At 65.5% G+C, this 24,641-nt stretch carries 25 protein-coding genes; 20 read left to right on the forward strand and 5 right to left on the reverse strand.

The genetic code is table 11. The annotated features are described in order from the left end of the window. Positions 1–162: 162 nt before the first annotated feature. The 3 genes from pdhA to NG696_RS09765 are packed head-to-tail and all read left to right on the forward strand — an operon-like array spanning position 163 to position 3,697. Positions 163–1,272 (forward strand): pyruvate dehydrogenase (acetyl-transferring) E1 component subunit alpha, encoded by a 1,110-nt coding sequence (gene pdhA, locus NG696_RS09755; RefSeq protein WP_252575288.1) that lies wholly within the window; start codon positions 163–165, stop codon positions 1,270–1,272. Further along, the gene (locus NG696_RS09760; RefSeq protein ID WP_252564872.1) at positions 1,272–2,282 is read left to right on the forward strand and encodes an alpha-ketoacid dehydrogenase subunit beta; all 1,011 of its coding nucleotides are present in this window, start codon (positions 1,272–1,274) and stop codon (positions 2,280–2,282) included. The genes pdhA and NG696_RS09760 overlap by 1 nt, the downstream gene beginning before the upstream one ends. Then, complete coding sequence (locus NG696_RS09765; RefSeq protein WP_252575289.1) at positions 2,279–3,697, forward strand: dihydrolipoamide acetyltransferase family protein; 1,419 nt, start codon at positions 2,279–2,281, stop codon at positions 3,695–3,697. Before NG696_RS09760 ends, NG696_RS09765 begins: the two co-directional genes overlap by 4 nt. 223 nt (positions 3,698–3,920) lie before the next feature. On the opposite strand, the gene NG696_RS09770 is transcribed toward NG696_RS09765, so the two are convergent. After that, on the reverse strand, positions 3,921–4,673 hold the full coding sequence (locus NG696_RS09770; protein WP_308291960.1) for an SACE_7040 family transcriptional regulator: 753 nt from the start codon (positions 4,671–4,673) through the stop codon (positions 3,921–3,923). 167 nt (positions 4,674–4,840) lie between these two features. Here NG696_RS09770 and NG696_RS09775 point away from each other — a divergent pair, with 167 nt between their 5' ends. From NG696_RS09775 to NG696_RS09805, 7 genes are all read left to right on the forward strand, one after another. Then, complete coding sequence (locus NG696_RS09775) at positions 4,841–6,448, forward strand: carboxyl transferase domain-containing protein (protein ID WP_252575290.1); 1,608 nt, start codon at positions 4,841–4,843, stop codon at positions 6,446–6,448. 7 nt (positions 6,449–6,455) lie between these two features. Continuing rightward, on the forward strand, positions 6,456–8,678 hold the full coding sequence (locus NG696_RS09780) for an acetyl/propionyl/methylcrotonyl-CoA carboxylase subunit alpha (RefSeq protein ID WP_252564866.1): 2,223 nt from the start codon (positions 6,456–6,458) through the stop codon (positions 8,676–8,678). A 2-nt stretch (positions 8,679–8,680) separates the two neighbouring features. Continuing rightward, positions 8,681–9,844: an acyl-CoA dehydrogenase family protein gene (locus NG696_RS09785; RefSeq protein ID WP_252575291.1), complete on the forward strand. Its 1,164-nt coding sequence runs from the start codon at positions 8,681–8,683 to the stop codon at positions 9,842–9,844. Positions 9,845–9,929: 85 nt separating this feature from the next. Continuing rightward, on the forward strand, positions 9,930–10,724 hold the full coding sequence (locus NG696_RS09790) for a CoA transferase subunit A (protein ID WP_252564862.1): 795 nt from the start codon (positions 9,930–9,932) through the stop codon (positions 10,722–10,724). A 2-nt stretch (positions 10,725–10,726) separates the two neighbouring features. Next, positions 10,727–11,494 (forward strand): CoA transferase subunit B, encoded by a 768-nt coding sequence (locus NG696_RS09795; RefSeq protein WP_252564861.1) that lies wholly within the window; start codon positions 10,727–10,729, stop codon positions 11,492–11,494. Further along, the gene (locus tag NG696_RS09800) at positions 11,491–12,096 is read left to right on the forward strand and encodes a MaoC family dehydratase (RefSeq protein ID WP_252564859.1); all 606 of its coding nucleotides are present in this window, start codon (positions 11,491–11,493) and stop codon (positions 12,094–12,096) included. Before NG696_RS09795 ends, NG696_RS09800 begins: the two co-directional genes overlap by 4 nt. A gap of 4 nt (positions 12,097–12,100) precedes the next feature. Further along, the gene (locus NG696_RS09805; protein ID WP_252575292.1) at positions 12,101–12,940 is read left to right on the forward strand and encodes an HpcH/HpaI aldolase/citrate lyase family protein; all 840 of its coding nucleotides are present in this window, start codon (positions 12,101–12,103) and stop codon (positions 12,938–12,940) included. A gap of 94 nt (positions 12,941–13,034) precedes the next feature. On the opposite strand, the gene NG696_RS09810 is transcribed toward NG696_RS09805, so the two are convergent. Beyond that, positions 13,035–14,501, reverse strand: coding sequence for a lipase maturation factor family protein (locus NG696_RS09810; RefSeq protein ID WP_252575293.1), 1,467 nt, complete (start codon positions 14,499–14,501; stop codon positions 13,035–13,037). Positions 14,502–14,547: 46 nt separating this feature from the next. Between NG696_RS09810 and NG696_RS09815 the strand changes: the two genes are divergently transcribed. The 10 genes from NG696_RS09815 to NG696_RS09860 all read left to right on the forward strand — a co-directional run bounded on the left by NG696_RS09815 (position 14,548) and on the right by NG696_RS09860 (position 22,311). Continuing rightward, entirely contained in the window at positions 14,548–15,294 is a 747-nt protein-coding gene (locus NG696_RS09815) for a TSUP family transporter (protein ID WP_252564852.1), read from the forward strand. 34 nt (positions 15,295–15,328) lie between these two features. After that, positions 15,329–16,513 carry a 1-deoxy-D-xylulose-5-phosphate reductoisomerase gene (dxr, locus tag NG696_RS09820; protein ID WP_252575294.1) on the forward strand — a complete coding sequence of 395 codons (1,185 nt, stop codon included), beginning with the start codon at positions 15,329–15,331 and terminating at the stop codon, positions 16,511–16,513. Positions 16,514–16,531: 18 nt separating this feature from the next. Then, the gene (locus NG696_RS09825; RefSeq protein ID WP_252564848.1) at positions 16,532–17,863 is read left to right on the forward strand and encodes a M50 family metallopeptidase; all 1,332 of its coding nucleotides are present in this window, start codon (positions 16,532–16,534) and stop codon (positions 17,861–17,863) included. Between the two features lie 48 nt (positions 17,864–17,911). Next, positions 17,912–18,301 (forward strand): hypothetical protein, encoded by a 390-nt coding sequence (locus tag NG696_RS09830; RefSeq protein ID WP_252564846.1) that lies wholly within the window; start codon positions 17,912–17,914, stop codon positions 18,299–18,301. After that, the gene (locus tag NG696_RS09835; RefSeq protein WP_252564844.1) at positions 18,298–18,594 is read left to right on the forward strand and encodes a hypothetical protein; all 297 of its coding nucleotides are present in this window, start codon (positions 18,298–18,300) and stop codon (positions 18,592–18,594) included. Before NG696_RS09830 ends, NG696_RS09835 begins: the two co-directional genes overlap by 4 nt. Before the next feature lie 100 nt (positions 18,595–18,694). Continuing rightward, positions 18,695–19,360 carry a MarR family transcriptional regulator gene (locus NG696_RS09840; protein ID WP_252564842.1) on the forward strand — a complete coding sequence of 222 codons (666 nt, stop codon included), beginning with the start codon at positions 18,695–18,697 and terminating at the stop codon, positions 19,358–19,360. After that, on the forward strand, positions 19,357–19,896 hold the full coding sequence (locus NG696_RS09845) for a hypothetical protein (RefSeq protein WP_252564840.1): 540 nt from the start codon (positions 19,357–19,359) through the stop codon (positions 19,894–19,896). Before NG696_RS09840 ends, NG696_RS09845 begins: the two co-directional genes overlap by 4 nt. A gap of 55 nt (positions 19,897–19,951) precedes the next feature. Continuing rightward, positions 19,952–20,245: a YciI family protein gene (locus tag NG696_RS09850; RefSeq protein ID WP_252564838.1), complete on the forward strand. Its 294-nt coding sequence runs from the start codon at positions 19,952–19,954 to the stop codon at positions 20,243–20,245. Between the two features lie 46 nt (positions 20,246–20,291). Beyond that, positions 20,292–21,458 (forward strand): flavodoxin-dependent (E)-4-hydroxy-3-methylbut-2-enyl-diphosphate synthase, encoded by a 1,167-nt coding sequence (gene ispG / locus NG696_RS09855; protein WP_104063099.1) that lies wholly within the window; start codon positions 20,292–20,294, stop codon positions 21,456–21,458. Next, on the forward strand, positions 21,421–22,311 hold the full coding sequence (locus tag NG696_RS09860) for a GNAT family N-acetyltransferase (RefSeq protein ID WP_252564979.1): 891 nt from the start codon (positions 21,421–21,423) through the stop codon (positions 22,309–22,311). Before ispG ends, NG696_RS09860 begins: the two co-directional genes overlap by 38 nt. A gap of 53 nt (positions 22,312–22,364) precedes the next feature. Here the strand turns inward: NG696_RS09860 and NG696_RS09865 are convergent, their stop codons facing one another. From NG696_RS09865 to NG696_RS09875, 3 genes are read right to left on the reverse strand one after another with little or no spacing between them, the layout of a single operon-like run. After that, positions 22,365–23,021 (reverse strand): TetR/AcrR family transcriptional regulator, encoded by a 657-nt coding sequence (locus NG696_RS09865; RefSeq protein ID WP_374208649.1) that lies wholly within the window; start codon positions 23,019–23,021, stop codon positions 22,365–22,367. Continuing rightward, on the reverse strand, positions 23,018–23,761 hold the full coding sequence (locus tag NG696_RS09870) for an ABC transporter permease (RefSeq protein ID WP_252564977.1): 744 nt from the start codon (positions 23,759–23,761) through the stop codon (positions 23,018–23,020). Before NG696_RS09870 ends, NG696_RS09865 begins: the two co-directional genes overlap by 4 nt. A gap of 8 nt (positions 23,762–23,769) precedes the next feature. After that, the gene (locus tag NG696_RS09875) at positions 23,770–24,558 is read right to left on the reverse strand and encodes an ABC transporter ATP-binding protein (protein WP_252564836.1); all 789 of its coding nucleotides are present in this window, start codon (positions 24,556–24,558) and stop codon (positions 23,770–23,772) included. Positions 24,559–24,641: the final 83 nt, after the last annotated feature.

Consider the following 24,641-nt stretch of genomic DNA (forward strand, 5'->3'; position numbering starts at 1 on the left):
AACAGGGCATTATGCGCAATATCCGCCGCGGTGGTTGTACCCATTGAGCATTGTGAGTAGGGTCACAAATATCCGGGGCAACGGCGCCCGGGCGGCCGGCGGCGGGCGGGACCACAAGTCCCCAGGCTCCGGTCAAACGACGTGAGAAGGTTGCGTGCCATCGTGTCTACAGACAGGAACCTGATCCAGCTGGTTACCCCGGCAGGGGAGCGGATCAGCCACCCGGAGTTCGATCCCTGGGTGAAGGACATCGGGGATGAGCAGTTGTGTTCCCTTTACGAGGACCTGACGGTCATCCGGCGGATCGATGTTGAGGCCACCGCCCTCCAGCGTCAGGGCGAGCTCGGTCTTTGGCCCCCGTTGCTGGGGCAGGAGGCGGCGCAAGTCGGTTCCGGCAGGGCCCTGCGCGAGGACGATTTTGTCTTCTCCAGCTACCGGGAAAACGGTGTGGCGTACTGCCGCGGCGTGGACCTGACGGACATTACGCGGGTGTGGCGTGGCACGGCCTCCTCCGGGTGGGATCCGTACTCCGTGAATATGGCCACCCCGCAGATCATCATTGGCGCGCAGACCCTGCATGCCACCGGTTACGCCATGGGCATCCAGAACGACGGCGCGGACTCGGTGGCGGTGACATACTTCGGCGACGGTGCCACCAGCGAAGGCGACGTCAACGAGGCCATGGTCTTTGCCGCCAGCTTCCAGGCACCCGTGGTCTTCTTCTGCTCGAACAACCACTGGGCAATTTCGGAGCCCGTGCGGTTGCAGTCCCATATTCAGATCGCGGACCGGGCCACCGGATTCGGCATTCCGAGCCTCCGGGTGGACGGCAATGATGTGCTGGCCGTTATGGCAGCCACGCGCGTGGCATTGGACCGTGCCCGGCACGGTGGCGGACCCACCTTCATCGAAGCGGTCACATACCGCATGGGACCGCACACCACCGCTGACGATCCCACCCGCTACCGTGACGCCAACGAACTGGAGGACTGGGCTGCGAAGGACCCCATCCTGCGGGTCAAGGCCCTGCTGGAACGCAAAGGACTCCTCACCGATCAGGTCCAACAGCACGTTCACGACAAGGCAGAGGCGGTCGCCCGCGAAATCCGTTCGGGCTGCATCGGCATGCCGGATCCGGAGCCGATGGATATCTTCAAGCACGTGTACAGCGAGCCCAACTCGTGGCTGGACCGGCAGCAGGACCACTACGCCCGTTACCTGGCTTCCTTCGGCGATCCCGCGGGAGCCACCTCAGAAGAAGGTGCACGCTGATGACCCAGATGACCTTTGCCCGCGCCATCAATTCCGGCCTGCGCAAATCCCTCGAAAACGATCCAAAAGTCATCCTCATGGGCGAGGACATCGGTACCCTCGGCGGTGTTTTCCGGGTAACCGACGGCCTCCAGAAGGATTTCGGCACCCACCGTGTGGTGGACACCCCGCTGGCCGAGTCGGCCATCATGGGCACCGCCGTCGGCCTCGCCTACCGCGGTTACCGCCCGGTGGTGGAGATCCAGTTCGACGGCTTTATCTACCCTGCCTTCGACCAGATCGTGAGCCAGGTGGCAAAGCTGCACTACCGCACCCAGGGGGCCGTGAGGATGCCCATCACCATCCGCGTCCCGTTCGGAGGCGGCATCGGCTCACCCGAGCACCACTCCGAGTCGCCCGAGGCGTACTTCACGCATACCTCGGGGCTTCGCGTGGTCAGCGTCTCCAACCCGCAGGATGCCCACACCGTGATCCAGCAGGCCATCCTGTCCGATGACCCGGTACTGTACTTCGAACCCAAGCGCCGCTACCACGACAAGGGTGAAGTGGATGAGGGCATCGATCCGCGCACCGCGCTGCCCATGGACTCCGCCCGCGTTGTCACCGAGGGCGCGGACGTGACGCTCGTGGCCTACGGGCCGTTGGTGAAGACGGCCAAGGACGCAGCAACCGCGGCCGCCGACGAAGGCATCTCCATCGAGGTCATCGACCTGCGCTCGCTGGCACCCGTGGACTACGCCACCGTTGAAGCATCCGTCCGGAAAACAGGCAGGCTGGTGGTCACCCATGAAGCCGGCCAGTCCGGTGGCCTGGGCGCCGAAGTTGCGGCCAGCATTACCGAGCGGTGCTTCTACCACCTCGAAACGGCCCCCGTCCGTATCACCGGGTTCGATATTCCCTACCCGTACTCCAAGCTCGAAATGCACCATCTGCCCGGCCTGGACCGGATCCTCGACGGCGTGGACCGCGCCCTCGGACGCCCGAACTCCCTCAGCGGGTTGGAAGGATGAGCGCCACCATGATCAAGGAATTCAGGCTCCCGGACCTCGGCGAAGGCCTCACGGAATCAGAAATCCTCAGCTGGAAGGTGGCAGTGGGGGACACGGTGACGCTGAACCAGGTCATCGCCGAGGTGGAAACTGCAAAGGCCGTAGTGGAGCTGCCGTCACCTTTCGCGGGCGTGATCACTGCGCTCCATGAAGAGCCGGGAACAATCGTGGAGGTGGGCAAGCCGATCGTCTCCTTCGAAGTAGCGGACGACGGCGGCGCCTCACCTTCAGGGGCTGCGCCCGCCGGGGCGGCCACTGCTGCGGCGGGGACCGCGAAACGCGAGCCGAACCTGGTTGGGTACGGCGCCGTCGTCGAAAGCTCAGGCCGACCCGCCCGCCGGGCCCGCACCTTCACAACCCCGGCGGTTGAGCCTGATAAGACGGAAACCCCGGTGGTTGAGCCTGTCGAAACCGAGCCAGTCAGACTCGAAAACCCTGTGGTTGAGCCTGTCGAAACCGACACCGCGGAGCGCCCACGCTCCACCCCGCCGGTCCGGAAACTGGCCAAGGACCTCGGCGTCGAGTTGGCCGCGGCCGCGGGCACCGGAGCCGGCGGCCTGATCACGCGGGAGGATGTCCAGAATTTTGTTGGCGGCGGCGAATTGTCGGCACCGGTACGCCATCTTTCCGCCGTATCCGATTCGGTTTCCCCCGCGGGACTGGCGCCACAGGGTGGGCGGGAAGTCAGGACTCCCATCAAGGGTGTCCGCAAGTTTACGGCCGCCGCGATGGTGGCAAGTGCGTTCACGGCTCCCCACGCGACGGAATTCCTCACGGTGGATGTCACGCCCACCATGGACCTGCTGGCCAAGCTGAAGACGAGCCGGGCCTTTTCCGGCTACAAGCTCACGCCGCTGACGTTGGTGGCGAAGGCTGTGCTTATTGCGCTGCGGCGGAACCCGTCGCTGAACTCGCGATGGGAGGAAGCCAGCCAGGAGATCGTGCAGTTCAACTACGTGAACCTGGGCATCGCCGCCGCAACTCCGCGCGGGCTCACCGTGCCGAATATCAAGGACGCGGATACCCTGTCGCTGCTGGAACTCTCCGAAGCCCTGACCGGGCTGACCGAGACGGCACGGGCCGGCAAGACCGCGCCGGCAGACCTGTCGGGCGGCACTATCTCCATCACGAATATCGGGGTCTTCGGCATCGACGCGGGCACTCCCATCCTGAACCCCGGCGAGGCTGCCATCCTGGCCATGGGGGCCGTGCGGAAAATGCCGTGGGAATTCCAGGATGAGGTGGCCCTGCGCCAGGTCATGACGCTGAGCCTGTCCTTTGACCATCGCCTGGTGGACGGGGAGCAGGGCTCGCGGTTCCTCGCCGATATTGGCGCCATCCTGGCCGAACCCGGCATGGTGCTCACGATGGTCTAACCCACGAGTTTTTGTCCAGATAATCCGGGTTTTGGGCGGTCTAACTCGGTTTATCTGGACAAAAACTCGTGGGTCTGGGCCTGCGCAACGTCCTGCGTCATGTCGTGACCGGTAGGAGCGGCCTTGGCCCGCATAACCGGTGCTGCCCAGCACCGCTTATGCGGGCCAGGGCCGCTCCTGTGACCAGAAACCTGCAGGGCCCGCTCTTGAAATCGTGTCCTGGTCAGGAGGCTTGGGGAACGTTCACCGTGAGCGCCGCAAGCGCCATGCTCTCGAGAAGTGGCCGGGCCGTTTTGGGAGCGATTTTCCGTCCGTGGTTTCGCACCGAGTGTGGCGTGGAGTTGATCAGGCCGAACGTGGCGTGGGCCCGCATTCGCAGTTCGACGGCGTCTGTGCCCGGATGCAGCAGCGCCAGGACCTCCACCCAAATCTCCACGTAGTTCCGCTGGAGTGCCCGTACCTCGGACTGGTCCTTCTGGGAGAGATTGCTGAAATCCCGGTCCTGCACCCGGATCACGTCGGGCTTGCCAAGGGCAAACTCCACTTGGAACCCCACCAGCCTACGGAGCGCTGCGAGGGGGTCTGTAGTCTCGGCAATGACGCGCCGGCCGCCGTCGAGCAGCTCGCGGCTGACGGTAAGCAGCAGGTCTCCCAACACCGCCTGCTTGCCCTGGAAGTGGCGATAGACGGCCGGGCCGCTGACACCGGCTGCCGCGCCCAGGTCTTCCAGCGATACCCGGTTGAATCCGTGCAGGGCGAAGAGCCCCGCGGCGGCGGCAAGCAGCGCCTGGCGGCGGTTCTCCTTCGCCTGGCTGCGGGGCGTTCCGGGAGCTGCGTGGGCTGCCGCGGCCGCGGGTGTTCCTGGAGCTGCCGGCGTCGCCGAAGCGGCCTGCGCTGCCGAAACGGATCGTGTTGCCGAGTTCGGTTGCTCAGACTGGGCCGGTGCGGACGGCTTGACCGGTCGGGTGGTGGGCACGCTTTTCCTCCTAGGAACAGCAGATTCTAGCAATGTCCTGTTGTGTTGGACATCACAGTTAATAAAGACTAACCTGAATTCCAGTTATAAAGCATTAACCGAGCTGGCTTCTAAGGCTCTCGCCGGAGCCTTGGTGGCTTTCAATAGATGACGAACGGATGCAGTCGATGGAGACTCTCGCCAGCCGGCTTGATGCCGCAAGTGAAGCGTTTGCTGCAAACAACGCTGCCCAGCTCGCGCTGGCCGCCGAGCTCCGGACCAAGCTGGCTGAGGCCGCGTCGGGCGGGCCGGAGAGGTCGCGGGAGCGCCATGTGGCGCGCGGGAAGCTGCTGCCCCGGGAGCGCATTGACCGGCTGCTGGATGATGGCAGCCCGTTCCTGGAGATCGCGCCGCTGGCAGCCAACGGCATGTACAACAACGAGTCGCCGGGAGCCGGGGTTATTGCCGGCATCGGCCTGGTCCACGGCCGCCAGGTGCTCGTGATCTCCAACGACGCCACCGTCAAGGGCGGCACCTACTACCCGATGACGGTGAAGAAGCACCTCCGCGCCCAGGATATAGCGCTGGAGAACCGGCTACCGTGCATCTATCTGGTGGATTCGGGCGGGGCGTTCCTCCCGAAGCAGGACGAAGTCTTCCCGGACAAGGAGCACTTCGGCCGAATCTTCTTCAACCAGGCGAAGATGTCTGCCGCGAAGATCCCGCAGATCGCCTCGGTGATGGGCTCCTGCACGGCAGGCGGCGCTTACGTTCCGGCGATGAGCGATGAGACGGTGATCGTGCGGAACCAGGGCACTATCTTCCTGGGCGGTCCGCCGCTGGTGAAGGCTGCCATCGGGGAGATCGTCACGGCGGAGGAACTGGGCGGCGGTGACGTGCACTCGAAGATCTCCGGCGTCACCGACCACCTGGCGGAGAACGATGAGCATGCCCTGCAGATCGTCCGGGACATCGTCTCCACCCTGCCGAGGCCGTCTGCCCCTGCCTGGGATGTGGCCACCGTCGTCGAGCCCCTCGCGGATCCGGCGGAGTTGTACGGCGCCGTCCCCACGGACGTCAACGCGCAGTACGACGTCCACGAGGTCATTGCCCGGCTGGTGGACGGCAGCAGGTTCCACGAGTTCAAGAAGGAGTACGGCACCACCCTGGTCACAGGTTTTGCCAGACTGCACGGGCACCCGGTGGGGATCGTGGCCAACAACGGTGTGCTCTTCAGCGAGTCCTCGCTCAAGGGCGCGCACTTCATCGAACTCTGCGACCAGCGCGGCATTCCGCTTATTTTCCTGCAGAACATCTCCGGGTTCATGGTGGGCAGGGATTCCGAGCAGGGTGGCATTGCCAAAAACGGCGCCAAGATGGTCACCGCCGTCGCCACCGCCCGGGTGCCCAAGCTGACCGTCGTCATCGGCGGGTCCTTCGGCGCCGGCAACTACTCCATGTGCGGGCGGGCGTACTCGCCGCGCTTCCTGTGGATGTGGCCGGCAAGCCGCATCTCGGTGATGGGAGGGAACCAAGCCTCCGGCGTTCTCGCAACCGTCAAGCGTGACCAGTACGAGGCCCGTGGCGAAGAATGGTCCGCCGAGGACGAGGAAGCCTTCAAGGCCCCGATCAAACAGCAATACGAGGACCAGGGCAGCCCGTACTATTCCACCGCCCGCCTCTGGGACGACGGCGTGATCGACCCCGCGGATACCCGCACCGTCCTGGGACTGGCGCTCGACGTCGTCTCCCGCACCCCCCTGCCGGAGACCTCCTTCGGCCTTTTCCGGATGTGAGCCAGCCATGACCGTTTCCATGCCCGCCGTTCCTTCCGCAATCCGGCAGAAGCCGCTGTTCAGCACCGTACTCGTCGCCAACCGCGGGGAGATCGCCTGCCGCGTCATCCGCACACTGCGTGCCCTGGGCATCCGATCCGTAGCCGTCTACAGCGACGCCGACGCCGGGGCCCGCCACGTTCGCGAGGCTGACACCGCCGTGCGGATCGGCCCTGCCGCCGCGGGAGAAAGCTACCTGAAGATCGAGGCGATCCTCCAGGCCTGCCGTGATACCGGCGCCGAGGCAGTCCACCCCGGCTACGGCTTCCTCAGCGAGAACGTCGATTTTGCCCGCGCCCTCGAAGCCGCCGGCATCACCTTCATCGGCCCCGGCGTTGAGTCCCTGAACGTCATGGGAGACAAGATCCGGTCCAAGAACCACGTGGCCGGCTACGGAGTCCCCGTAGTGCCGGGCATCGCCGAACCGGGCATGACTGACGCGCAACTCATGGAGGCCGCGCCCGCCGTCGGGTTCCCGCTGCTCATCAAACCGTCAGCGGGCGGCGGCGGCAAGGGCATGCACATCGTGGAGCGCCACGAGGACCTCGAAGCCACGCTGGCCGCCGCCCGCCGCGTCGCCGCGAGCGCCTTCGGCGATGACACCCTTTTCCTTGAACGGCTGGTCCGCACGCCGCGGCACATCGAGGTCCAGGTCCTGGCGGACAACCACGGCAACGTGATCCATCTGGGGGAGCGGGAGTGCTCGCTGCAGCGCCGCCACCAGAAGGTGATTGAGGAAGCGCCGTCGCCGCTGCTGGAGTCATTGCACGACGACGGGGCCACCCGGGCTCGGATCGGCGAGGCCGCCTGCCAGGCGGCCCGCAGCGTCCACTACAGCGGCGCGGGAACTGTGGAGTTCTTGGTCTCCGACGAGGCCCCTGACGAGTTCTTCTTTATGGAGATGAATACCCGTCTCCAGGTGGAGCACCCGGTGACCGAAATGGTCACCGGCGTGGACCTGGTCGAATGGCAGGTTCGCATCGCCTCCGGTGAGGAACTGACCGTCCGCCAGGCCGACGTCGAACTTAACGGGCACGCCGTCGAAGCCCGCGTCTACGCGGAAATCCCGGAGCGGAACTTCATGCCGTCCACAGGGACCGTGCTCCTGCTGGACGAAATGCCCGATCACGGAGCCGGCATGATCCGGGTGGATTCGGCCCTGCTTGAGGGCCTGGAGATCTCCTCCAGCTACGATCCGATGATCTCCAAAGTCATCGCGTGGGGCCCGGACCGCTCCGTTGCCCTGGATACCCTGGACGCGGCACTCGCCGGCTACACAGCCCTTGGCATCGACACGAATGTTGAGTACCTGAGGCTGCTGATCAACGACGACGACGTCCGCGCCGGGCATCTCGACACCGGCCTGATCGAGCGCAAGATGCCGGACTTCGCCTTCCGGCGGATTGACGACGCCGAAGTGGTCGCGGCCGCCTTGTACGCCGTTGTGAGCGGGGAACAGGACAGCACGGTGACGCCCTCCGGTCCCTGGCAGGCCAGCGACGGCTGGCGGATCGGCGCGCCGGCGCCCCGGCGGATCAGCCTGGGAACGCCCGACGGCGGCATCGCAACAGTGAGTGTCACAGGCGGTGTGGCCGCCGGCCCGGTCCAGGTCTGTGTCGGTGACGGGCCATGGCGGACGGCCTCGCTGCGACTGCCGGGCCGCGGGAGCCTGGTCCTTACCCTGGACGGCGAAACCACGGACTACTCGCTGGCGCCGGCGGACGCGGGCCCGGTCAACTTCACCCCGGACAACCTGCCCTCAGGAGTTCCCGCGGAACTGTTCCTCGGCAACGGAGGCTGGTCCTGCCGGCTGGAGGTGCTGACGAGGGAGTCACGGCTTGTCCGGGTTCTTGCCGCCGTCGAGCGCGAGGCAGGTACCGCGGACCCGGAGGTGCGCTCGCCTATGCCCGGAACGGTGGTGTCCGTTGCCGTCAGCAACGGCGACACCGTGGAAGCCGGCCAGGTTCTCCTCTCCGTGGAAGCCATGAAGATGGAACACCAGCTGGTGGCAGAGGTGGCCGGCACGGTCCACATCAGCGTCAAGGCCGGTCAGCCGGTCAAAGCGGACCAGGTGCTGGCCACCATCCACCCTTCAACCACCGATTCAGATGCAGATTCACTTCAGGATTCCAACACGGAGTCGAACAAGGATTCCAACAAGGACTCCAACAACACAGGCAAGGGAGCCTAGCCATGGCAGATTTTGAGCTCAGCGAGGAATACCAGGACCTCAGCGACACCGTCCGGGATTTCGCGGACAACGTGGTGGCGCCGGTCTCGGCCAAGCATGATGAGGAGCACAGCTTCCCGTACGAGGTGGTGTCCCAGATGGCGGACATGGGCCTGTTCGGGCTGCCGTTCCCGGAAGAGCACGGTGGGATGGGCGGGGACTACTTCGCTTTGGCGCTCGCCCTCGAACAGCTGGGCCGGGTGGACCAGTCCGTGGCCATCACGCTGGAAGCAGGCGTCTCCCTCGGCGCAATGCCGGTGTACCGGTTCGGCACCGAGGCTCAGAAGGAGGAGTGGCTCCCGCTGCTGGCATCGGGCAAGGCGCTCGCCGGGTTCGGACTCACGGAGCCGGAAGCAGGCTCTGACGCCGGCGGGACCAAAACCCACGCCCATCGTGAGAACGGTGACTGGGTGATCAACGGCAACAAGGAATTCATCACCAACTCCGGGACCGACATCACGCGTCTGGTCACGGTCACCGCGGTGACGGGTCAGAAGGAACGCAAGGATGGCAGCCTCAAGAAGGAGATTTCCACCATCCTGGTGCCCACCACCACGCCGGGTTTCAGGGCGGAGAAGGCCTACAACAAAGTGGGCTGGAACGCCTCGGACACGCACCCGCTGACGCTCAAGGACGTCCGGGTGCCGGAGGCGAACCTGCTCGGTGAGGAGGGGCGGGGTTACGCGAATTTCCTTTCCATCCTGGACGAGGGCCGGATTGCCATCGCGGCTTTGGCGACGGGGGCGGCCCAGGGCTGTGTTGATTTGTCGGTGAAGTACGCCAAGGAACGCAGCGCGTTTGGCCATCGCATCGGCAAGTATCAGGCCATCTCCTTCAAGATCGCCCGCATGCAGGCACGGGCTCATACGGCCCGCCTGGCGTACTACGACGCCGCGTCGAGGATGCTGGCGGGGAAGCCGTTCAAGACGCAGGCGGCCATCGCTAAGATGGTCGCAGGCGAGGCGGCCATGGACAACGCGCGGGATGCCACCCAGGTATTCGGCGGCTATGGCTTCATCAACGAATTCACCGTGGCACGCCACTACCGCGACTCCAAGATCCTTGAAGTCGGTGAGGGCACCACGGAAGTCCAGCTGATGCTGATCGCCCGCGAACTCGGACTGTAACCAGCCCGCTGGTCGGGAATGCCACGCAGTGGTCGAGCCTGCTACGCGGTGGCCGAGCCTGTCGAGACCCTTGAAAGGACCAACGATGATCAACAAGGTTGTTGCCAGCGCCGAGGAAGCCATTGCGGACATTCCCGACGGCGCGTCGCTCGCGGTGGGAGGGTTCGGCCTCTGCGGAATCCCGGTAGCACTGATCGATGCCCTGCACCGGCACGGCACCAAGGACCTCGAAACTGTCAGCAACAACTGCGGCGTGGACGACTGGGGGCTGGGCGTCCTGCTCCGTGACGGCAGGATCCGGCGGACCGTCAGTTCCTACGTCGGCGAGAACAAGGAGTTCGCGCGCCAGTACCTGTCCGGTGAGCTTGAGGTGGTCCTCACCCCGCAGGGAACGCTCGCGGAAAAGCTCCGGGCCGGCGGCGCCGGGATCCCCGCTTTCTACACCAAGGCGGGGGTCGGCACGCAGGTGTCCGACGGCGGCCTGCCGCAGAAGTACGACGCCGACGGCGGCATCGCGATTGCCTCCGCCGCCAAGGAAGTCCGGACTTTCAACGATGTGGACTACGTCCTGGAGGAATCCCTGACACCCGATTTCGGCTTGGTCCACGCCTGGAAGGGTGACCGCCACGGCAACCTGGTTTTCCACGCCACCGCCATGAACTTCAACCCGCTCTGCGCCATGGCAGGAAAAATCACCATCGCCGAGGTGGAGGAGCTGGTGGAACCGGGCGATCTGGACCCCGAACACGTCCACACGCCCGGCATCTTTGTCCAGCGGGTGGTGGTTGTGCCCTCCGGTGAGAAGAGGATCGAAAAGCGGACCGTCGCCCTTGCCCAGGCCACTGGAACCGAAAGCGCCACCGAACAGGCAGGAGCGTAGCCATGGAGTCCAACAGCACGCAGGGAGCGCCTCCCCGCCCCGAAGCCGTCCGGCCCGAATACCGGCGTGCCGCCGTCGGCCATCCGGAAGGCACCAATCCGGACGCCAAAGGGTGGACGCGCAACGAACTGGCCGCCCGGGTGGCCCGGGAACTCAGCAACGGGCAGTACGTCAACCTCGGCATCGGCATGCCCACCCTCATTCCCAACTACATCCCGGCAGGCGTCGAGGTGGTGCTCCACTCGGAGAACGGGATCCTGGGCGTGGGACCGTACCCCACCGAGGACGCAGTGGATCCGGACCTCATCAACGCCGGCAAGGAAACCGTCACGGTTAACAAGGGGGCCGCATTCTTCGATTCCGCTTCGTCGTTCGGCATGATCCGCGGCGGGCATGTGGATGTGGCCGTGCTCGGCGCCATGGAGGTGGCGCAGAACGGCGACCTGGCCAACTGGATGATTCCGGGCAAGATGGTCAAAGGCATGGGCGGGGCCATGGACCTGGTCTTCGGCGCCAAGAAGGTGATCGTGATGATGGAGCACATGGACCGCAACGGCAAGCCCAAGATCGTGGAGCACTGCTCGCTGCCGCTGACCGGCAAGGCCTGCGTGGACCGGATCATCACCGACCTCGCCGTGATCGACGTCGTCACCGAAGTCGGGCGGTCCCGGTTGGTTCTCCGCGAGCTGGCTCCCAACGTCTCCGTGGAGGACGTGGCGGCGGCCACCGGCGCCGAACTGTTCGAAGAGGACCAGGAGCTCACCGTATGAGCGCGGCTTCGGCAGGCTCAACCCCCGACGACCCGGGCGCAACCACCGACGCCCCCCGGATCATCGAACAACGCGGCCTGTACTTTGACGAACTCGAAGAAGGCGTTGTCTACGCGCACCGGCCCGGCCGCACCGTGACCGAGGCGGACAACGTCCTGTTCACCACGCTCACCATGAACACCCAGGCCCTGCACCTGGATGCCGCCTGGAGCGCAGGGCAGCCGTTCGGCCAGCGGCTGGTCAACTCCATGTTCACGCTGTCCACCCTGGTGGGGCAGTCCGTCTCCCAGCTCACCCAGGGCACCATCATCGCCCAGCTGGGCCTGACCGACGTCTCCTTCCCGCACCCGCTGTACCACGGCGACACGCTCTACACCGAGACGGTTATTACGCAGAAACGCCTCTCGGGATCGCGACCCGGCCAGGGGATTGTGACCATGCAGCACACCGGGCGGAACCAGGACGGCACCGTGGTGGCGCTGGCCACTCGGAGCTGCCTGATGTGGACCCGGGACGCCCATGTGGCGCAGTCTTCTGGACAATACGTGCAGCCTGCGGGAGCTGAAAAGGGGAGCGTGCCGGGCCCCAAAAGAGGACAATGACCGTATGACATTTGTGATGGGTCCCGCCCTGCTCTTCTGCCCTGCCGACCGCCCGGAGCGCTTCCCCAAGGCCGCCCAACGCGCCGACGCTGTCATCGTGGACCTCGAGGACGCCGTGGCACCCGCGGACAAACAGCGGGCGCGCGGCGCCATCCTGGCCCAGCTGGGCGCTGCCGGGGAGGGGCCCGAACTTGACCCCAGCCGCACCATCATCAGGATCAACCCGGCGGGCACCGACCAGTTCGAGAAGGACCTGCACTGCCTGGCCCACACGCCGTACCGCACCGTGATGCTGGCCAAGGCCGAGAGCGCGGCCCAACTCGAAGCCCTGGCGGACTACCACGTCATCGCCCTGTGCGAGACCGCCGTCGGAGTCCTCAACGCGCCCGCCATCGCGGCGGCCCCCAACGTGGTGGCACTGATGTGGGGCGCCGAGGACCTGCTGGCTTCCCTTAGCGGTACGTCCAGCAGAACGGACGACGGCGGCTACCGCGCCGTGGCGCTGCATGCCCGGTCCGCGGTGCTGCTCGCCGCCCGGGCTTTCGGGAAAGAAGCCGTGGACGCCGTGTACGTCAACATCCCGGACCTTGACGGGCTGGCTCTGGAGGCCGCTGATGCAGCAGCGTCAGGATTCGGCTCCAAAGCCTGCATCCATCCCACGCAGGCGGCCGTTGTACGGGGCGCCTATGCCCCGTCCGAGGCCGACGTCGCCGCCGCCACAGAACTGCTGCAGGTCGCGGCTGTTGCCGGATCCGGCGTGTTCCAGCACGGCGGCAAAATGATCGATGGCCCCATCCTCAAGCACGCCGAAGCCACCGTCCGCCGGGCAGGCATCCGCTCGTAGGGCCACCAGGGCAGCAATCACAGGAGCGCCGAATCGCCAGGGGCTGGAATCTCCCGGTCCAGAATCACTGCGCCCCGAATCGCCAGGGCGGGAATCACCGCCGCCGCCCGCGGGAACCGCCAAGGGACAGTGGCGGGATGGCCTCATAGAGCGGCATCCGGACCCAGCGCTCGCCCGTCTCCCGGAACTCTGCCCTGGTGGCGAAACGGTACAGGTAGCTGTTGACGCGCACCCAACGCGGCGGATCGCCGTCGAACGGGTCGGCGTGGAGTAGCCGCAGCGTCCGCTGGTCCGCCTCCAGCAGTTTCGTGAGGAACGCGTAAAACCACTCCTCGTGGATGGTGCGCAACGGCAAGAACCACATCAGCCAGTCCAGCCGCAGGTGGTAGGGCGCCCACTGGCGGGGCAGCCGGCGGAGATCTCCGGGTTTGCCCTTAAACCCATATTCGCGCCAGTCTGCTGAGTCCTCAGGTTCTTCGTCCAGGGTGCCCTCCACCAGGATCTCGACGCGGTGCTTGGTCACGGTGCCAAACGCGCCGTACGTGTTGACCAGCTGCCAGCGGTTGAAGCTGGCATTCATCAGCTGCCCTTTGGAAAGCAGGTTGCGCAGCGGCCAGTAGCTGAGGACCACCAGCAACAGCGTGGCCATCAGGGTGATGGCAAGCCAGTACGGGGGATTGCCGCGGCTGTCTTCCGGGGGATTCCAATCCAGCGGCAGGAACGGCAATACGGCGTGGGCCACGGGGTCGCTGACCGCGGCGAAGGCCAGCACAATGGCCATCCAGTTCAGCCATGCGAAGTTGCCGCTGGCCACCAGCCACAGCTGGGTGAAAATGATGATCCCGGCGGCCCCGCTTGCCAGTGGCTGTGGTGCGAAGAGAAAGAACGGCACCACCAGCTGGGCGAAATGGTTCCCCAGGACTTCCAGCCGGTGGAAGGGTTTGGGCAGGAGGTGTGCCTGGCGGCTCAAGGGCCCCGGCATGGGCTGGGTTTCATGGTGGTAGTAGAGGGCCGTCAGGTCACGCCACTCCCGGCCGCCGCGGATCTTGATCATCCCGGCACCGAACTCCAGCCGGAAGACGAGCCAGGCCAGAAGGATCAGGATGATGCGGGGCGGCTCCGTCTGGTCCGAGCCAAGGAACGCCACCGTGAACCCGGCCTCCAGCAGCAGCATTTCCCAGCCGAAGCTATAAAACGTCTGCCCCACGTTGACGATCGACATGTAAAGCAGCCACAGGGCCAGAAATGCGATCAGTGGAACCCACGGCGGCCCGAGCTGGGGGATGCCGGCCACCAGGAGGGCGGAAACTGCCAGCCCGGTGGCGCAGACACCACGCAGCAGCCGGTCCGAATAGCGCCAGCGGAACAGCGTGGGCCGCCGGCGCGCGCTGAACCCATCCAGATAGTCCGGAACCGGCAACAGGCCACGTTCGCCCAGCAGCGCAGGGAACTGGTTCAGGGAGGACAGGAACGCAACAAAGAACAGTGCCGCCACACCTCGCTGCAGCACCTGCCGGGCGAATCCGTACTCCGGCGCATCGAACCAGGAAACCCAGTCCACGCAATCCACGTTACGCCCGGCGTCGCCGTCCGCCCACTAGGATCGGATGGTGTTTGCATTGGTGCTCATTGCCGTTGTTGCAGGGGCACTGGCCCAGCGGCTGGCCGGCCTCGGATTCGGCCTTCTCGTCTCTCCCGTACTGGTGGTGCTGCTCGGACCCTTCGACGGCGTCATGATCATCAACCTGTGCGGCGCAGCGTCATCCCTCCTGATCCTTTCCCGGGTCTGGCGGCATGTGGAGTGGAAGCGCTACTTCGGGCTGGCGCTCGCCGCCCTGGCAGGGGTACTGCCGGGTGCCTGGTTGGCCAGCAACGTGGCCGAGGCGCCGCTGGAGATCTGCATCGGCATCCTCCTCATCATCGCCCTGCTGGCTTCGCAGCGGCTGACCCACAGCTCATGGCGTGCCGGTGGCCCCGTTCCCATGGTCTCCCTCGGCTTCACCAGCGGACTGATGAACGCGGCAGCGGGCGTCGGCGGGCCGGCCATCACCGCGTACGCCATTGCCACCCGGTGGGAGCAGAAGAGTTTCGGCGCCACCCTCCAGCCCTATTTCGTGACCACCGGACTGTCTTCCCTGGTGATCAAGTACGTACTATCCGGTGGACATGTTCCCGGCCTGGACGGCTGGCAATGGTTCAGCATCCTTGCCGCCATGGTGGCGGGAATCATCGCGGGCGATCTGCTGTCCGGCAAGGTCAAACCGGCTGCCGTGCGGCGGATCGTTGTGGCCATCGCCTACATCGGAGCCGTATCCACGCTGGCCAAGGGTTTCATCGAGCTGGCGACGGGCTGACCGGTTGGCGGGCAAGGTGCGGGATACTTAACCAATGCAGCCTCGCAGAATCGTCATCCTCGGATCCACCGGTTCCATCGGCACCCAGGCGATTAACGTCGTCGACGGCGCCCCCCACCTTTTTGAGGTGGTGGCGCTCAGTGCCGGCGGCGGAAACCTCGAGCTGCTGGCCCGCCAGGCCGTCCACACGGGTGCCGCCGTCGTGGGCATCGCCGGGGGGGATCGGCGGCAGCTGCGGGACCTGATCTCCGAGGCTGCCCGCCACGCCGGACGGCAGGACTATCGCCCCGAAATCATCGCCGGCCCCGACGCCTCGGCCCGCATCGCCGCAGTAGAGGCGGACGTGGTTCTCAACGGCATTACCGGGTCCATCGGGCTCGCGCCGACCCTCGCCGCCCTGAAGTCAGGTGCAACGCTGGCGCTGGCCAACAAGGAATCGCTGATCGTGGGCGGAGCGCTCGTCAAGGCCGCCGCCCGTGAGGGGCAGATCGTGCCGGTGGATTCCGAGCACTCAGCGATAGCGCAGTGCCTGCGCTCAGGCTCCGCGGCCGAGGTTGAGAAGCTCATCCTGACGGCGTCCGGAGGTCCGTTCCGCGGCCGGACAAGGGAACAGCTCCACGACGTGACGCCGAAAGAGGCCCTGGCGCACCCCACGTGGGACATGGGGCTGATGGTCACCACCAACTCGGCCACGCTCGTCAACAAGGGCCTTGAGCTCATAGAGGCCCATCTGCTGTTCGACGTGCCGCTGGACCGGATCGACGTTGTGGTCCACCCGCAGTCGGTGGTCCATTCCATGGTCCAGTTCATCGACGGGTCCGTCATCGCCCAGGCGTCCCCACCGGACATGCGGCTCCCCATTGCCTTAGGGCTGGGCTGGCCGGACAGAGTCCCCAAAGCGGCCTCCCCATGTGACTGGACCAAAGCCACCAGCTGGACGTTCGAACCGCTGGACACCGTCGCTTTCCCGGCCGTGGACCTGGCCAAGGACGCCGCCGAGCAGGGGAGTACTTTTCCCGCCGTCTTTAACGCGGCAAACGAGGAAGCAGTCATGGCGTTCCACTCGGGACGCATCCGCTTCACCGAAATCGTGGACACCATCGATGCTGTCCTCAGCGAACATTCAGGATCCTCCGGGCTGACGCTGGAGTCGGTACTGGATGCTGAAGACTGGGCACGTACGCGCGCCCACGAACGTTTAGCAGTCAGCAGTCTCTAGGAAGCAGCAGATCCACGCATGAGCCCCGTCCTCCTCTTTATCCTCGGCGTCGTCTTTGTGGCGATCGGCATTGCCGCGTCCATTGCGCTGCACGAAGTGGGGCACCTGGTGCCCGCCAAGCTGTTCAAGGTGCGCGTCACCAAGTACATGATCGGCTTCGGCCCCACCCTGTGGTCCAAGCGGAAGGGCGAAACTGAATACGGGGTGAAAGCGATCCCGCTGGGTGGCTACGTGTCCATGATCGGCATGTATCCGCCCAACAAGGACGACGGAACCGTCCGCCCGTCCAGCACCGGCATGTTCCAGACCCTGGCCACGGAAGCCCGGTCCATGGCACACGAGGAAGTGGGCCCGGAGGACGCCAACCGCGTGTTCTACCGGCTGCCGGTGTGGAAGAAAATCATCGTAATGCTGGGCGGGCCGGCCATGAACCTGCTGATCGGAGTGGTCCTGACCGCCGTTCTGCTGATGGGCTTCGGCATGGCCACGGCCACCACCACCATCGCCGACGTCTCCAAGTGCCAGGTGGCGGCCGGTCAAACGGTGGATCCCGATTCCCCGGACTGCCAGCTGACCCCCGCGGCCGCTGCCGGGCTCCTGCCCAACGACGTGGTCACTTCTTTTGACGGGAAAGCTGTGACTGGCTGGGACGAGCTGACCGAATGGATCCGGGCCTCCGCGGGCAGGGAAGTCAGCATCACAGTGGAGCGCGACGGCGCGCCCGTCACCACCACGGTGACGCCGGTGCTGTCCGCCCGCCCCGTCGTCGGCGTGGACGGACGCCAGGCAAAGGACGACGCAGGCACTCTCCTGTACCAGGACGTCGGCTTCCTGGGCATCGGTGCGCAGACCGAACTGGTTCCCCAGCCGGCGTCGTCCGTCCTGCCCATGGCGGGCGAAAACATCAAGCAAGTGGCCGGCGTCGTCTTCAATCTGCCCGCCCGGGTGGTGGGCGTTGCCAAGGCGGCCTTCAGCGAGGAAGAGCGCGACCCCAACGGCCCCATCAGCGTGGTGGGCGTGGGGCGTGTGGCCGGTGAAGTGGCAGCCATGGAGGAAGTGCCGCTCCAGTCCAGGATTGGCGCCCTGGTAGGGCTGCTCGCCGGCCTGAACTTTGCGCTCGCGGTCTTCAACCTGATCCCGCTGCTTCCGCTCGACGGCGGCCACGTGGCCGGAGCGCTGTACGAGGGGGCGCGCCGACGGGTGGCCAAGCTGTTCGGCAAACCGGATCCCGGCGCCTTCGACATCGCCAAACTGCTTCCCGTGACGTACGTGGTGGCCGCGTTGCTGATGGGCATGAGCGCGCTGCTGATCTACGCCGATATCGTGAAGCCGGTGAACCTGTTCGGCTGACTCCTGCGGACGTCTGCCTGGACGGATGCCCCGGATCTACCATGAAACATGGGCACGTTCGCCGTCCAACCGCAGAACACCAGCCGCTGGATCCGGGCAGGGTTGTGGGCGCTGCCTGTCTCGTGGCTTGTCACCGCCTGGTCCACGCTGGAGCCGCAGCCGGACCATGCGAAGGCCCCGGAGGCCTGGGCTCGTTTCGTCAGCTCCGACTCGTACCAGTTCAGCCATCTTTTCGGCAGTACCGCAGGCACCATCCTGGCCGAGTTCGGTCTCTTTGCTTTGGGCTGTTCCATGGCCAACATCAGGACGGGGCGCCTGGCGCTGGCCTCGATGGTCACAGCTGTTGCCGGCACGGCTTTGCTGCTCGTGCCGGCCGTGATTTCCACGTTTGCCACCCCGCCACCGGAAAGGCATACCTGGGCGGAAACCAGGACGTGATGCAGCTGGAATTCCCGGCGTCCATGACCGGGGCGTTCCTGCTGGGCCTGCTGCTCGCATTCGTTGGCACGGTGCTGCTGGGGATCGCGGTATGGCGTTCCCACGTGCTGCCGCGCTGGGCCGGGGCCCTCTGGGCGGCCGGCGCTGTGGCGTTCTTCGTCCTGGGCGTTGTCCTGGGGCAGGCAACTACGGGAAGCAGCCTGCCGTCCCAGGCCGCCGCGGCCGTACTGATGGCAGGCGCCGGTGGGTGGATCGCCTGGAGCGGAGCCCGGCAGGCAACGGGCACCGCCTGACCGGATCGGGTGATTCTCATAAATCAGTCTTTATTGGCTGATATTTAATAATCAGCTATTTTTGATTGATTATGAGTGATCACCTGCGTACGGTTAAGGCATGTATGTACTGACCATCGACCAGCGAGGCAGCACTGCCGACGTCGACCGTGTTCCCGATCTGATCGCCGCACTGCGCAGCCTCACACCGGCGCCCTTCGAACGGTCCGTGGGTGATGAACTCCAGGGTGTGGTGGAACATGCCGAGGACGTAGTGGAGATCGCCTTGTACGCACTCCGGAGCGGGCACTGGTACGTCGGGATCGGGATCGGGGCCGTACAGCTCACCCCGGGCGGAAGCCCCCGGGAAGGTTCCGGGAGCGGCTTTGTGGCAGCGCGAAAGGCCGTGGAACTCGCCAAGGGCTCGGCTGGTCAGGTGCCATTGTCGGTGGTGTCCGGCAGTATTGGCCGTGGACGGGAGATGCCTCCCCACGCCAAGAAAGGAGCCATGACCAGTGCAAATGCCCAGGCGGTGCTTCGCCTGATCGGACGGGTGGTGCAGCAACGCACACCAGCCCAGTGGCGGGTGGTGGACCGGTTGCGCGCGCTCCAGGGCGGCGATGGAAAGCACGGCAGCCAGAAACACGTGGCCCAGGAATTGGGAATCACGGAGCAGTCGGTGAGCCGTGCGGTGCTCCGATCCGGCTGGCAGGAGGAATGGGCCGCCAGACCTGCCGCGGCCATGCTCCTTGACTACGCCCATTCCCAGATTGAAGGAGACCGGTGAACGCACTCTGGATTACAGTTGCCCTCTTGGTGGCCGGATTCGCAGGGTGGCCTGTGACCGCGCTGGTGTTCCGGCTCGCCCGGACCATTGACGATAAAGCGGACGCGGCCAGTAAATCGGACCAGGACGCAGCGGCCCAGGACCCGTCAGCCGATGTCACGGTAGACACTGTTTCGGGAGCCCCGCGGGCCGGTACGGATCATCACAAGGGCGGGCAAACCGTCGACGGCGAGCTGACCGCGGGTGGCGGCCAGCCGCCGTCGGACGTTCCTCAGGTGGCGCCCGCGCTGCCGGCCCAGCGGATCCTGCGGGGTGGGGCAATCATCGGAGTGCTGGAGCGCCTGGGCGTCTGCGTGGCCATCCTGACCGGACAGCCGGTGGCCATTGCCTACATTGTGGCCATCAAAGGCCTGGGCAGGTTCGCCGAATTGAAGGAGACCCCCGTGGCTGCCGAGCGGTTCATCATCGGAACGCTCACGTCCATGCTGTGGGCTGCTGGAACGGCGGCAGTGATCAAGGTGGTGTTCCTGCAGTGAGTCTTGCTGACTGCCCGGATCGGCGACAGCCCACCCCTGGGGATAGGGTGTCTTTATGACTGTTTTTGCCGTTGAGTATGTGTACGCCGCCGATTCCTCCGCCGTCCGTGATGATCACCGCCCCGCGCACCGCGCCTGGCTGGCGGGTCTGGCGGACGAGCGCCAGCTGCTGACCAGCGGACCCTACGGTGACGGGGCAGGCGCCCTGCTGATCTTCAAGGTCCAGGACGAAACGCAGCTGAACGAACTCCTCAAGCAGGACCCGTTCGCCGTCGCCGGCACCATTGCCGGGATCCGGACAACCGAGTGGACTCCCGTGATCGGCCTCCTGGCCGCGCACGCATCCTGATTCCTGGACCTTTTTCACTACCGAAACACCTACCCAAGGAGTCCACGTGACCTCGGTCAGCCTGGGAATGCCGTCAGCACCGCCGCCCGTTCTCGCCCCCCGCCGCAAGACGCGGCAGATCAAGGTGGGTTCCGTCGGGGTCGGTTCGGATTCGCCCATCAGTGTGCAGTCCATGACCACCACGCCCACCACGGACATCAACGCCACCTTGCAGCAGATCGCGGAACTCACCGCCTCCGGTTGCGACATCGTGCGCGTCGCCTGCCCGTCGGCCGATGATGCAGAGGCCCTGCCAATCATCGCTCGCAAGTCCCAGATCCCTGTCATTGCGGACATCCACTTCCAGCCGAAGTACGTCTTCGCAGCGATTGAGGCCGGCTGCGCGGCAGTGCGGGTAAACCCGGGCAATATCCGCAAGTTCGATGACCAGGTCAAGGAAATCGCCCGCGCGGCGAAGGACCACGGGACCTCCATCCGGATCGGCATCAACGCCGGATCGCTGGAGCCTGGCATCCTGAAGAAGTATGGCAAGGCCACCCCCGAGGCACTTGTGGAATCCGCCGTCTGGGAAGCGTCGCTGTTCGAAGAGCACGGTTTCAACGACTTCAAGATCTCGGTCAAGCACAACGACCCGGTCATTATGGTTGCTGCCTACGAGATGCTGGCCGAGCAGGGCGACTGGCCCCTGCACCTGGGCGTCACCGAAGCTGGGCCCGCCTTCCAGGGCACCATCAAATCCGCCACGGCCTTCGGGGCGCTCCTGGCCAAGGGCATCGGCGACACCATCAGGGTTTCCCTGTCGGCGCCTCCGGTGGAGGAAATCAAAGTGGGCAACCAGATCCTCCAGTCCCTGAACCTGCGCCCGCGCAAACTGGAGATCGTCTCCTGCCCGTCATGCGGCCGCGCCCAGGTGGACGTGTACACGCTTGCCGAGCAGGTCACCGCAGGGCTGGAAGGCATGGAAATTCCGCTCCGCGTGGCAGTGATGGGCTGTGTTGTCAACGGGCCGGGCGAGGCCCGCGAAGCCGATCTCGGTGTGGCGTCCGGCAATGGCAAGGGCCAGATCTTTGTGAAGGGCCAAGTCATCAAGACTGTGCCTGAGAGCGAGATTGTTGAGACACTGATCGAAGAGGCCATGCGCATAGCTGAAGAGATGGGGGAGGCCGATGGCGAAGATGCTGTCAAGGGTAGCCCCGTGGTTAGCGTCTCATAAAGAGGACGCCGCCCCGGCGGGAACATCCGTCCGGACCCTCGCCGGCGCTGACACCGCTGCCCTGCGTCGCCTAGCGTCGCAGGATCCGGTGGCCAATGTCTTTATCCTGGCGCACCTTCGGGCGGCCGGCTCAGCCGCGCCCACCGCTGGTGGCGCCGGCGTCTTGGGAGTTTTCGACGACGGCATCCTGGTAGGCGCGTGCTGGGCAGGGGCCAACCTGGTACCGGTCCAGCTTGACCCCGAATTTTCCGGGCTTGTCGCTGCTGCAGCAAGCGCGTCCGGCCGCCGATTCGCCTCCGCCTTTGGCCCCGCAGATGCCGTCCTGGCTCTCCATGCTGAGCTTGCCGAACTGGGGCATGCGGCCCACGAGGTGCGGGATGAGCAGCCGCTGATGACACTGTGCGGTCCGCCGTCGGTGGAGCCGAACGCGGATCTGGGGCTTGGCCGGCTGGCCGATTTTGACCGGATACTTCCGGCCTGCGCCGCCATGTTCGAAGAGGAAGTGGGCTACTCGCCGTTCCTCGGGGGCAAGGAGTTCTACAGCCGCCGCGTGGAAGGCCTCATCCGGCAAGGCCATTCATTGGCGCACGTCAACGAATCCGGCGACGTTGTGTTCAAGGCCGAGCTGGGTGCTGTGACAACCGACGTCACGCAGATCCAGGGTGTATGGATGAACCCCGGTTACCGAGGACAGGGTCTGAGCGCCGGCTACATGGCTGCCGTAGTGGAGAAGGCGCGCACGCTTGCCCCCGTCACCAGCCTCTATGTCAACGGATTCAACCTCCGGGCACGGTCCACGTACGAGCGCGTGGGCTTCCGCCAGGTTGGCACCTTCGCTACGGTTCTCTTCTAGCCGCCAGGTCCCTGGCCTCAGCGTCGCCGCCTTTCAGGCCGCCCGCCGCCGGTTCACCGGTCAGCCTTCAGGTCGCCCGTCAGGTAGTGCTGGACGTTCGGAGCCACGAGCCGGACAACGTCGTCGGGGGAGGCGGACGCGAGCGGTTCCAGACGCACAACATACCGGACCAGCATCACGCCCACCATCTGCGTAGCCACGAGATTTCCGCGCATGGCCACTTCCGCGGGCGGTCCAGGAACTCCGGCCATGATCCGGCTGAGGATGGTGCGCTGTACCAGTTCCCGCAGCAGCAACGTCTTGGCCTTGGAGCCGATGGTTCCCCTGAGGAAGGCCACCAGGCTGTGCTGGGCCGAGCTCTCCCACAAGCGCAGCACGGCCCGCACGATCGCCTCTGCCCGGTCCTCCGGCGAGTAGCCGTCGACGCCCGCCAGGACCTTCTCCGGGTCGGCCGGCAGTGCCACGCTCAGCGCAAAAAGCTCGTCCTTGCCCTTGAAGAAGTGGTGGACCATGGCGGGGTCCACTCCGGTTTCCCGGGCGATCTGGCGCAGGCTGGTCCCTTCGAAACCGTGTTCGGCGAAGAGCCGCCGGGCTGTGTCCAGGATCTGGTCCCTCGTCTCGGTTGCCCCGCCGCGCCGGCCCCGCCGGCCCGGACCAGCCGCGCTACCTGCAAGACCCGCGGCGCCCGTGGGATCATGCTGTCCGTTCACGCGGTCCGCCGCCGCAGGGTCAACGATGCGAGCACCAGGACCGCCAGGACAATGGCCACGATGACTCCGGCATCCATCCACAGCTGGTCTGTGGGCTCGGTGTTGGTGGCGATCTCCTGGAGTGCATCCACCGAAAAAGTCAATGGAAGGACATTCGACACAGCCTCCAGGGCCTCGTTCATCCGTTCGCGGGCCACAAAGAGGCCACAGAGCAGGATCTGCGGGACCACCACCACCGGCATAAACTGCACGGCCTGGAATTCCGTCCGGGCGAAGGCCGAACAGAGCAGCCCCAGCGCGACGCCAAGAACCGCATTGATCACGGCAATCATGACCACCAGTCCAGGGCTGCCTTGGATGTCGAGCCCGAAGATCCAGTAGGCAACCGCGGTAGCCACCAGCGACTGCAGGGCAGCCATGATGGAAAATGCCAGCCCGTAGCCGAACAGCAGGTCCGCCTTGTGGATAGGAGTGGTCAGCAGCCGTTCCAGGGTCCCCGAGGTGCGTTCCCGCAGCATCGTGATGGACGTAACCAGGAACATAACCACAAACGGGAAGATCGCCAGCATCATCAGGCCAACGCGGTCAAAAGTCCTGGGCACGCCCGGCGGCAGCGTCTCATTCTCATAGAGAAAGTACACGGCGGTGAGCAGCAGCGCAGGGACCACCAGGATCAGTGCGATGCTGCGGTGGTCGTGCCGGAGCTGGTCCAGGACGCGCCGGGTGGTGGCCAACAGCATCAACAGGTTCATGACTGTACCGTCCTTTCGGGGGAACCGCTGGGCACTTCGGCGGTGTCCTGGATGATGTGCAGGAAAGCCTTCTCCAGATCGGCACTGTGCCCGCGTTGACTCAATTCCGCCGGCGTCAGCTGCGCCAGGAGCTTTCCTTCCCGCAGCAGGAGGAGTGATCCGCAATGGCTGGCTTCCTCCATCACATGGCTGGAAACCAGCAGGGTGGTCCCGGACTCGGCCATGGACCGGAAACGGTCCCACAGGTCAGCCCGGAGCACCGGATCAAGGCCCACGGTTGGCTCATCCAGGACCAGCAGGCTGGGGCGAGCCACCAGGGCACAGGCCAACGACACCCGGCTCAGCTGTCCGCCGGAGAGGTCACCGGTTTTCTGCCTGGCCTGCGGTTCAAGCCCGACGGCGGCGATCGCCTCTGCGGCCTCGGCGCGGCCCTTGCGGTGCATGGCGCCGAAGTAGCGGACATTGGCTTCGACCGTGAGGTCCGGGTACACGCTGGGGGACTGGGTCACGTAACCCACCCGGTGTCGCAGGTCAGGGTGCCCGGCGGGCAGCCCAAGCACTTGGACCGAGCCGGACGTGAGCACCTGGACGCCCATGATGGCCCGCATGAGCGTAGTCTTGCCGCTGCCGGACGGGCCCAGCAGCCCGGTGATCTCGCCTGCCTGGATGGCAAAGTCCAAGCCGCGCAGGACGGGAACCTTTCCCCGTGTGACGTGCAGGGTGGTGGCGGCCACAGCGATGCTGGCTTCCGTGACTGCCGGGACGGAAGCTGCTGAATGGGACATTAATGCCTCCGAATGCTGGGAGTCCGCGTTTGAATTCACCAGGTGATGAATTAAAACTAGACCTGCTAAAGGCGGCCGTCAAT

This window comes from Pseudarthrobacter cellobiosi, assembly GCF_023913755.1.
GTDB classification, from domain to species: domain Bacteria; phylum Actinomycetota; class Actinomycetes; order Actinomycetales; family Micrococcaceae; genus Arthrobacter; species Arthrobacter cellobiosi.

Coding starts and splice junctions, on each gene's coding strand:
- NG696_RS09850 (WP_252564838.1), top strand. CDS start 19,952: ATGACTGTTTTTGCCGTTGAGTATGTGTACGCCGCCGATTCCTCCGCC.
- NG696_RS09790 (WP_252564862.1), top strand. CDS start 9,930: ATGATCAACAAGGTTGTTGCCAGCGCCGAGGAAGCCATTGCGGACATT.
- NG696_RS09765 (WP_252575289.1), top strand. CDS start 2,279: ATGAGCGCCACCATGATCAAGGAATTCAGGCTCCCGGACCTCGGCGAA.
- NG696_RS09775 (WP_252575290.1), top strand. CDS start 4,841: ATGGAGACTCTCGCCAGCCGGCTTGATGCCGCAAGTGAAGCGTTTGCT.
- NG696_RS09800 (WP_252564859.1), top strand. CDS start 11,491: ATGAGCGCGGCTTCGGCAGGCTCAACCCCCGACGACCCGGGCGCAACC.
- NG696_RS09795 (WP_252564861.1), top strand. CDS start 10,727: ATGGAGTCCAACAGCACGCAGGGAGCGCCTCCCCGCCCCGAAGCCGTC.
- NG696_RS09860 (WP_252564979.1), top strand. CDS start 21,421: ATGCTGTCAAGGGTAGCCCCGTGGTTAGCGTCTCATAAAGAGGACGCC.
- NG696_RS09830 (WP_252564846.1), top strand. CDS start 17,912: ATGGGCACGTTCGCCGTCCAACCGCAGAACACCAGCCGCTGGATCCGG.
- NG696_RS09760 (WP_252564872.1), top strand. CDS start 1,272: ATGACCCAGATGACCTTTGCCCGCGCCATCAATTCCGGCCTGCGCAAA.
- NG696_RS09870 (WP_252564977.1), bottom strand. CDS start 23,761: ATGCTGTTGGCCACCACCCGGCGCGTCCTGGACCAGCTCCGGCACGAC.
- NG696_RS09875 (WP_252564836.1), bottom strand. CDS start 24,558: ATGTCCCATTCAGCAGCTTCCGTCCCGGCAGTCACGGAAGCCAGCATC.
- NG696_RS09805 (WP_252575292.1), top strand. CDS start 12,101: ATGACATTTGTGATGGGTCCCGCCCTGCTCTTCTGCCCTGCCGACCGC.
- NG696_RS09780 (WP_252564866.1), top strand. CDS start 6,456: ATGACCGTTTCCATGCCCGCCGTTCCTTCCGCAATCCGGCAGAAGCCG.
- NG696_RS09825 (WP_252564848.1), top strand. CDS start 16,532: ATGAGCCCCGTCCTCCTCTTTATCCTCGGCGTCGTCTTTGTGGCGATC.
- NG696_RS09815 (WP_252564852.1), top strand. CDS start 14,548: ATGGTGTTTGCATTGGTGCTCATTGCCGTTGTTGCAGGGGCACTGGCC.
- NG696_RS09785 (WP_252575291.1), top strand. CDS start 8,681: ATGGCAGATTTTGAGCTCAGCGAGGAATACCAGGACCTCAGCGACACC.
- dxr (WP_252575294.1), top strand. CDS start 15,329: ATGCAGCCTCGCAGAATCGTCATCCTCGGATCCACCGGTTCCATCGGC.
- NG696_RS09840 (WP_252564842.1), top strand. CDS start 18,695: ATGTATGTACTGACCATCGACCAGCGAGGCAGCACTGCCGACGTCGAC.